Origin of the sequence: Pseudofrankia saprophytica, from assembly GCF_000235425.2 — a bacterium.
Taxonomy (GTDB): domain Bacteria; phylum Actinomycetota; class Actinomycetes; order Frankiales; family Frankiaceae; genus Pseudofrankia; species Pseudofrankia saprophytica.
Window position 1 is genome coordinate 986,411 of the sequence record NZ_KI912266.1, and the last position, 7,894, is coordinate 994,304.

At 70.0% G+C, this 7,894-nt stretch carries 7 protein-coding genes; 1 reads left to right on the forward strand and 6 read right to left on the reverse strand.

The annotated features are described in order from the left end of the window. Positions 1-180 precede the first annotated feature (180 nt). A complete protein-coding gene (locus tag FRCN3DRAFT_RS0204295) occupies positions 181-1,176 on the reverse strand; it encodes a LysR family transcriptional regulator (RefSeq protein WP_007518643.1) in 996 nt (331 codons plus the stop codon). 46 nt (positions 1,177-1,222) lie between these two features. On the opposite strand from FRCN3DRAFT_RS0204295, the gene FRCN3DRAFT_RS0204300 reads away from it, so the two are divergent. Continuing rightward, positions 1,223-1,462 carry a hypothetical protein gene (locus FRCN3DRAFT_RS0204300; RefSeq protein WP_007518645.1) on the forward strand — a complete coding sequence of 80 codons (240 nt, stop codon included), beginning with the start codon at positions 1,223-1,225 and terminating at the stop codon, positions 1,460-1,462. A 186-nt stretch (positions 1,463-1,648) separates the two neighbouring features. Here the strand turns inward: FRCN3DRAFT_RS0204300 and FRCN3DRAFT_RS0204305 are convergent, their stop codons facing one another. The 5 genes from FRCN3DRAFT_RS0204305 to FRCN3DRAFT_RS0204325 form a co-directional block, all read right to left on the reverse strand. Further along, positions 1,649-2,395 carry an ABC transporter ATP-binding protein gene (locus tag FRCN3DRAFT_RS0204305; RefSeq protein WP_007518647.1) on the reverse strand — a complete coding sequence of 249 codons (747 nt, stop codon included), beginning with the start codon at positions 2,393-2,395 and terminating at the stop codon, positions 1,649-1,651. Further along, entirely contained in the window at positions 2,395-3,351 is a 957-nt protein-coding gene (locus FRCN3DRAFT_RS0204310; RefSeq protein ID WP_007518649.1) for an ABC transporter ATP-binding protein, read from the reverse strand. Before FRCN3DRAFT_RS0204310 ends, FRCN3DRAFT_RS0204305 begins: the two co-directional genes overlap by 1 nt. After that, positions 3,348-4,751 carry a branched-chain amino acid ABC transporter permease gene (locus FRCN3DRAFT_RS0204315; RefSeq protein ID WP_007518650.1) on the reverse strand — a complete coding sequence of 468 codons (1,404 nt, stop codon included), beginning with the start codon at positions 4,749-4,751 and terminating at the stop codon, positions 3,348-3,350. The genes FRCN3DRAFT_RS0204310 and FRCN3DRAFT_RS0204315 overlap by 4 nt, the downstream gene beginning before the upstream one ends. Continuing rightward, a complete protein-coding gene (locus FRCN3DRAFT_RS0204320) occupies positions 4,748-5,680 on the reverse strand; it encodes a branched-chain amino acid ABC transporter permease (RefSeq protein ID WP_007518651.1) in 933 nt (310 codons plus the stop codon). Before FRCN3DRAFT_RS0204320 ends, FRCN3DRAFT_RS0204315 begins: the two co-directional genes overlap by 4 nt. Before the next feature lie 444 nt (positions 5,681-6,124). Then, positions 6,125-7,303: a branched-chain amino acid ABC transporter substrate-binding protein gene (locus FRCN3DRAFT_RS0204325; protein WP_007518652.1), complete on the reverse strand. Its 1,179-nt coding sequence runs from the start codon at positions 7,301-7,303 to the stop codon at positions 6,125-6,127. Positions 7,304-7,894: the final 591 nt, after the last annotated feature.

The window sequence follows — 7,894 nt, forward strand, 5'->3', positions numbered from 1 at the left end:
CGAGAGGGGGCGCGGCGACAGCCGGCTGACCTGGTAACGCGCGTGCGCGCGCAAGTCATTGGCGCAACAACAATCGGCGATTGACTACGCCAGGTAGTCGATGGGTCGCCATCGGCCGCCAGCCAGCCCCCCGATCATCCAGCCCCCGGTCAACCGGCCCCGGGTCAGCCAGCCCCCGGGTCAGCCGGCCTGGGCCGGCACCGCCGCCAGGACGGACGCCGGCCGGACGCTGCGCGGGGGCACCGTCGGCGGCTCCGTCAGGGCGGACCCGGCGGCGGTCGTCAGCGCGCGCAGCACGGCCGCGAGATGCGGCGCGCCCGCGGAGCCGCGCCGCAGCGACACCGCGAGTCGGCGCGCCGGCGCGTCGACCAGCGGCCGCAGCACGACCTGGTCCGTCGAGGAGAGGCCGGCGAGCCGCGGGATCAGCCCGATCCCGCACCCCGCCCCGATCAGGCCGAGGACCGCGATGAACTCGTCGGTGCGGTGCCGCAGCCGCGGCGCGAACCCGGCCGCCGCGCACGCGGCCTGCATGATCTCCAGGCAGGCCGTCCCTGGCCGGCTGGCGATGAAGTCGTCGTCGGCGAGCTGGGCCAGGTGCACCTGATCCAGGCAGGCGAGCGGATGGTCCCAGGGCAGCGCGACGTCGAACAGATCGTCGACCATCTTGACCATCTCGAAGCGGGCGTCGTCCGGCCTGGTCGCCACGAAGTCGAACGCCATGTCCAGCTCGCCGCTGATCAGCATGTCGTAGCAGTCCGGCGGTCCGACGTCGACGATGGTGATCTGCAGGCCGGGATGGGTTATCCGCAGCTCCTGGAGCGCTGGCGCGACGATCCCGGTGATCGCCGTCGCGAACGCGGCGATGGTCACCTCGCCGAGCCGGCCCTCGTCGAACGCGGCGAGGTCCGCCTCGGCCCGCTCCAGCTGGGCGAAGATCTCGTCGGCGTGCCGCAGCAGCACCCTGGCGGCCGGGGTGAGCCGTACCCGCCGGCCGACCGGATCCAGCAGCATGACACCGGTCTCACGCGAGAGCGCGGCGAGCTGCTGACTGATGGCGGACGGGGTCAGGTGCAGCGCGGCGGCGGTCGCGGCCACCGTCCCCCGATTGTCGAGCTCGCGGAGCAGCCGGAGCCGTCGGACATCGATCACGTAGAACAGCTTAACGGTCTCGGCCACAAAAATTAGATGGACCGCGATAACCGCGCGGACGCACTCTCTTCACATGGTCATCGCAACCCTCATCGTCCTGGCGGTCCTGCTGCTCGTGGTCGGCGTCCGGCGTTTCGGCACCGACTCCCGCGACGGCAGAGACTGGAAGCCCGTCGAGAGCATCAGCCGAAGTCATCCCTGGGTCGCCGGATTCCAGTCCCGCGACCACCGAGCCCCGGACCTCGTCACCCTCAAGCTGCCCGCCGAGCTGGGTGGCTGCCGGCCGCTGGACAACCCCTGGCCCCGGTCCTGAGACGTGGGAGGCTCCAGCCTTCTTCCGTCCGCGTCAGCCGTTCCGCGGGTCCCCGCCAGCCGAGGCGGGGCCCCGCCGGCTGGCTGCCGGCGAGGCGAACGACTGTGACGGCGACGGCGGGACAGCGGGAAGGTGGTGGCGGTCGTGGTGGCGGTGGCGACGGACGCGCCAGTGAGCGCCGCGTCGCTACTTGGCCAGCTGGTGGGGAACTTCCTGCTCGGGCACGGACACGTCCTCGCCCAGGTATGCCTGGCGGACCCGGTCGTCGGCGAGCAGGTCGCCCGCCGGCCCGTCCAGCACTACCTGGCCGGTCTCCAGCACGTAGCCACGATTGGCGATCTTCAGCGCCTGGGCCGCGTTCTGCTCGACCAGCAGCACCGCGACCCCGTCGGCGTTGATCTGCGCGATCACGTCGAAGATGGTCTGCACCACCAGCGGAGCGAGGCCCATCGACGGCTCGTCGAGCAGCAGCAGCCGTGGCCGGCTCATCAGCGCCCTGCCGATCGCCAGCATCTGCTGCTCACCGCCCGACAGCGTGCCGCCGGCCTGGGAGACCCGCTCCTTGAGCCGGGGGAACAGCCCGAAGACGCGCTCCAGGTCCGGCCCGACGTGCTTGCGGTCGTGGAAAGCCCCCATGAGCAGGTTCTCGCGCACGGACATCGACGGGAAGATCCGGCGGCCCTCGGGCGAGTGCGCGACCCCGCGGCGCACCAGCTGGTGCGCCGGGATCTTCGAGAGCAGCTCGCCGTCGAGCAGCACCTGCCCGGCCCGGGGCCGCAGCAGGCCGGAGATCGTGCGCAGCGTCGTCGTCTTGCCGGCGCCGTTCGCCCCGAGCAGGGTGACGATCTCTCCGGCGTCGACCGTCAGCCGGACGCCGCGCAGCGCCGTGACGGCGCCGTACGCGACCTCGACGTCGACGAGCTCCAACAGCATCAGTGCTGGTCCCTTCCGGTGCCGCCGTTACGCGTCAGCCGTTCCGTCGGCGCGTCGTCCGGCGCGTCGTCCCCGCCCGCGGACTCGTCGTCCTGGCTACCGAGATACGCCTCGACGACGGCCGGGTCACGCTGGACCTCCGCCGGCGTGCCGTGCGCGATGACCCGCCCGAAGTTCAACACGGTGACGTTCGCCGCGACCGACATGACCAGGCGCATGTCGTGCTCGATCAGCAGCACCGAGACGCCGGTGCCGGCGATCGTACGGATCAGCTCCGCGAGCTCCAGTTTCTCCGACGGGTTGGTGCCGGCCGCCGGCTCGTCGAGCAGCAGCAGCTTCGGGTTGGTGCCGAGCGCCCGGGCGATCTCCAGGCGGCGCTGCTCACCGTACGGCAGCGACGCGGAAAGCTCGTGCACCCGGTGACGCAGCCCCACCAGGTCGAGCAGCTCGAGCGACCTCTCGACCCCGGAACGCTCCTCGCGCCGCATCCGCGGCGTTCCGAAGATCGCGCCGATCGAGCCGTAGCGCTGGCGCATCTCGACGCCGATCTGGACGTTCTCCAGCGCGGACAGGGCGGGGAACAGCCGGATGTTCTGGAACGTCCGCGCGACGCCGAGCTTGGTGATCGAGTGCGGCGTCTTCCCGACGATGGAGTGCGATCTGCCGGGCTCCGGCGAGAACGCCACCGAGCCCTGCTGCGGCTTGTAGGCGCCGGTCAGGCAGTTGAACAGCGACGTCTTGCCGGCGCCGTTCGGTCCGATGACCGCGAGGATCTCGCCGCGACGGTGCCGCAGCGTCACCCCGTCGAGGCTGGTCACGCCGCCGAAGCGCAGTGTCAGGTCGCGCGCGTTGACCACCAGGTCCGCGCCGGCCTCGTCGGTCGTATCCACGACGCTGCCCGGGCCGCCGGGGACGAGGACGGCGCCCCCGGCGCCCGTCGCGCGGTGCTTGCTCATCGGGCCCCGCTCTCCGAGGTCGGCGCGCTGCCGAGCGAGTCGGCATGACCGACGCCGTGCTCGGCGAGGCTGATCTCACGCTTACGGCGCCGCGAGGGGATGATGCCCTGCGGACGGAAGATCATCATGACGATCACCACCGCGCCGAAATAGATGAACCGGTCCGTCGCCGGCACCGTGTCACGCAGGTAGAAGGCGAGCCCCTGCAGGACGACCGAGCCGACGACCACACCCAGCCGGTTACCCATCCCGCCGAAGATCACGATCGTGACCACCAGGAACGACGCCTGCAGGCTGAAGATCTGCGGGTTGAAGAACTGCTTGCTCGCGAACAGCACCCCGGCGAACCCGGACACCGACGCACCGATCGCGAACGCGAGCAGCTTGAGGCGCAGGGTCGGCACGCCCGTCGCCTCGGCGGCGATCTCGTCCTCCCGGATCGCCGCCCACGCCCGGCCGATCCGCGACCGTTCCAGCCGGCCGAAGGCGATCATCACCAGCACGATGATCACCAACAGCAGGTAGTAGTACGGCTTCGGATCGAGCTTCCAGGAGTAGTTGATCCCCAGGAGGTGGATCGACAGGTGCGGGACGCCGAACGCCCCGCGCGGGCCGTTGGTCCAATGGGCATTGTTCGCGATCAGCTGGATGATCTCGCCGAAGCCCAGCGTGACGATCGCCAGGTAGTCACCGCGCAGCCGCAGCGTCGGGGCGCCGAGCAGGACGCCGGCGACCGCCGCGAGGAGGAACGCGATGGGGAAGATGAAGAACGGGTTGAGCGAGTGCGGGAAGTGCGCGGGGATCGCGGTCTTGGAGCCGAAGTAGGCGGTCGCGTAGGCGCCGATCGCGAAGAAGGCGATGTAGCCCAGGTCGAGCATGCCGGCGTAGCCGATGACGACGTTGAGGCCGAGCGCGAGCAGCGCGTAGATCCCGACGCCGTCGACCATCCACGTGACCGCCGCGTTCGAGAAGAACATCGGCATGATGATCGCCACGACCAGCAGAACGAGGTTCAGGCCGAGCGGGGCGAAGCGCTTCTCGGCCACGGCCGTCACCGGCTCGCTGACCGCCGCCTTGACCATCAACCACAGGGGGCGAGCGAGCGGCCAGAGCGCGGTGAGCAGCCACAGCAGGACGGCGAAGACCAGGAACTTGACGATCCGCGGCGCGAGGATGGCGTCCTGGACGGCGCCCAGTGGTTTCGCCGCCTTGCCGTTGGGGCCGGTCATGAGGGCGACGGCGAGGCCGATCAGGACGCAGACGCCCAGCTGGCGAAGCCCCGCCAGGCTGAACAGCGCCGCGGTGGCCGCGCGGCCGAGCCCCGCCGCGCCGCCCGGTCGTGACGGTGGCGGGGTTGGCGCCACCGAAGGGGAGGCGGGAGTCGCCGAGGTCGTGCTCATGCTGCCCTCCCCAGCCGCTCGCCCAACAGGCCGGTCGGCCTGACCATCAGGATCAGCACCAGCACCAGGAAGGCGATGACGTCCTTGTAGGAGGCCTGGAAGATGTAGCCGCCGTAGCTCTCGACCAGGCCGAGCACGATGCCGCCGAGCATGGCCCCGCGCACGTTGCCGATGCCGCCGAGCACCGCGGCGGTGAACGCCTTGACGCCGGGGATGAAGCCCATGTTGTTGGAGGCGCTGAAGGTCATCGCGTACAGGAACCCGCCGGCACCGGCGAGCAGCCCGCCGATGATGAACGTCAGCAGGATAACCCGCTCGACGTTGACGCCCATGAGGGTCGCGGTGTCGGCGTCCTGCGCGACGGCGCGGATGCTCTGGCCGAGCCGGGTACGGGCGACGAGCGTGTCGAGCAGGACCAGCATCACCGCCGCCACCAGGATGATCACCAGGGTCTTGGTGTTGACCTCGGCGCTGAACACGTGGAAGACGGTGCCGTTGGTGAACGGAAGTTCCATCGTGACGTTCTGACGCTCCCACAGCTTGCCGGCCATGTTCACCGCGAACAGCGAGGCGCCGATGGCGCTGATCAGGTAGGCCAGCCGGGGCGCGTTCCGCTTGCGCAGCGGCCGGTAGGCGACCCGCTCGAGGGTGAACGCGGCGGCGGCGCCGCACAGCGCGCCGACAGCGAGGCCGACCAGGACAATCCCCACGGACGCCAGGCCGGACGGGGTGTCGCTGAAGCCGTTGACCAATCCTCTGGCCGCGAACAGGCCGCCGAACGCGCCCAGCATGAACACCTCGCTGTGCGCGAAGTTGATCAGCTGCAGGACGCCGTACACCAGCGTGTAGCCAAGCGCGATCACGGCGTACAACGAGCCGGACATCAGCCCGTCGATGGTCAGCTGCCAGAACTGGTGGACGAAGCCCATGCATCCGCCTTGTCAATATCATCTACAGCCACGGCGCGGCGGAACAGGGCCGCACGGCCCGAGGCAAGATCTTTCCAGCCTGGGGCAAAGTCGTTCCGGCCTGGGGCGGCTGACCAGAATATGGTCGCGCATCAGGCAGGCAACATCACTACGCAAAACCTGAGGTGCATGACCGGAGGCAGCCACCGCCTCGCGGTCACTCGTTCATGGTGGGGCTGGCGGTGCCACGTCTCGGCACGGCACTCCCCAGCCGCGGCGATTATTGCCGGCGGCCCACCGGGCCGCCGGACCCACCGCTGCCACTCCCTGACCTGCCGCGAACGTCGGAACGGGCGGCGGACGCGTACGCCCGCCGCCCGTCCGTCACGAACCTGCCGGGTGAGCGGCACTCCCCGCCGCGGGCGCGAGGCCCGCGGCGGGGGTCCCAACCGACCGACCGATTGGTCAGCTGGTCGGGACCAGCTTCGACACCGGGCCGACCAGGCTGATCGCACCGTTCTTCACCGTGTAGATGAAGACGGCCTGGTCGCTGACCTCGCCCTTGTCGCTGAACTTGATCTGCTTGGTCAGACCCTTGTAGTCGATGGTCTTGAAGGCCGCGGAGACGGCGGCGCGGTCAGCGCCGGGGCCGAGCTTCTTGAGGACCTCGATGATCGCGTTGGCCGCGTCGTACGCCTCGGCCGAGTAGGTACCCGGGTCCTGGCCGTTGAGGGCCTTGTAGGCGCTGACGAAGCCAGCCGCGTTCGGGTCCGCCTGCGCCCAGAGGCACGGGCAGCTGATCAGGGCGCCCTCGGCAGCGGCGGCACCGGCCTGCGCGATGAACTGCGGGTCGAGCGAACCGTCACCGGAGAGGATCTTGCCGGTGTAGCCCTTGTCCTTCAGCGCCTTGGTCAACAGCGCGAACTCGGCGTAGTAGCCGGAGTAGTAGATCACGTCCGGCTTCTCGGCGACGAGCTTGGTGGCCTCGGACGTGTAGTCCTTGGTCGGGTTCACGCTCTCGTGGACGAACGTCGTGCCGTTCGCCGTCAGCTCCGTCTCGATGACTTTGGACAGGCCGGTGCCGTACTCACTGGCGTCGTCCACCGAGTACACCTTGGTCGGCTTGAGGGCCTTGGAGATGTAGTCGGCGGCGGCCTTGCCCTGCACGTCGTCGGTCGGGATGACCCGGAAGAACGTCGTGAAGCCGAGCGAGGTCAGCGTCGGGTTGGTCGCCGACGGGCTCACCGACAGCAGGTTCGCGTCCGAGAAGAACTGCTCGCTGGCCTTCGTCGCGCCGGAGAACATCGGGCCGACGAGGGCGATGACGTCCTTGTTGTCGACGAGCTTCTGCGCCGCGGCCGGAGCCTGGTCCGGGCTGCCGACGTCGTCGGAGCTGACGGTCTTCAGGGTGAACGGAAGGTCACCCTTCTTGTTCGCCTCGTCGATGGCGAGCTTGAAGCCGTCTTCACCGTTGATGCCCAGCTGCTGGTTGTCGCCGGACAGCGGGCCCTGGAAGCCGATGGTGTAGGACGGCTTGCCACCATCCGAGCCACCCGAGTCTCCGTCATCGCTGCCACAGGCGGCGGCGGTGAGCGATACCGCCGTCGCGAGCGCCAGCGCGCCCAGGAGCCTGCGTCTTGCCATCAACTTCCTCCTACGTGTGCCCGGACGACCCGCCAGCGTGACGCCCCGACCCGCGGACCGCCACGATCCACCGGAGGATTCCGGCGGGCCGCCAGCGGCCGCGGAGGATGCGGTGCGGGTACCGGTCATGATGATCGGAACCGCTTCGGTCTTCCTGCTTCGACGGGCGCTACAGGGCATCGAACATGACTTCCGGCGCCCCGTGGCACGACCCCGCCGAGTTGGCGGAAACCTAGCCCTCCGGCGACCGAACGGGTAGGGCCGTTGAGGTGTTGTTACATGCAGGACACAAACCAGGCGCTTTGGCAACGCGTCCGTTCATCGGACGTACTGGGGAGCCGCACCCCCGCAACACCCACCACACCAGGCCTTCTCACCCGCTTGAGCCACCTCGCCCGCCCCGAAGCCCACATCGTGCCCGGCCCGCCCGCGCGCGCACCGGGGCTCCCACCGCACCGGACCCTCAACTGCTCACCCAGTCCAGCCCGCCACCCGGCGCGGGGTGGGGCCACGTGCCACCCGTGCCAGCGCCCGGTTCCGGAGCGGCCAGAGGCCACGCGGGGCGGGTCACGCGGGGCGGGTCACGCGGGG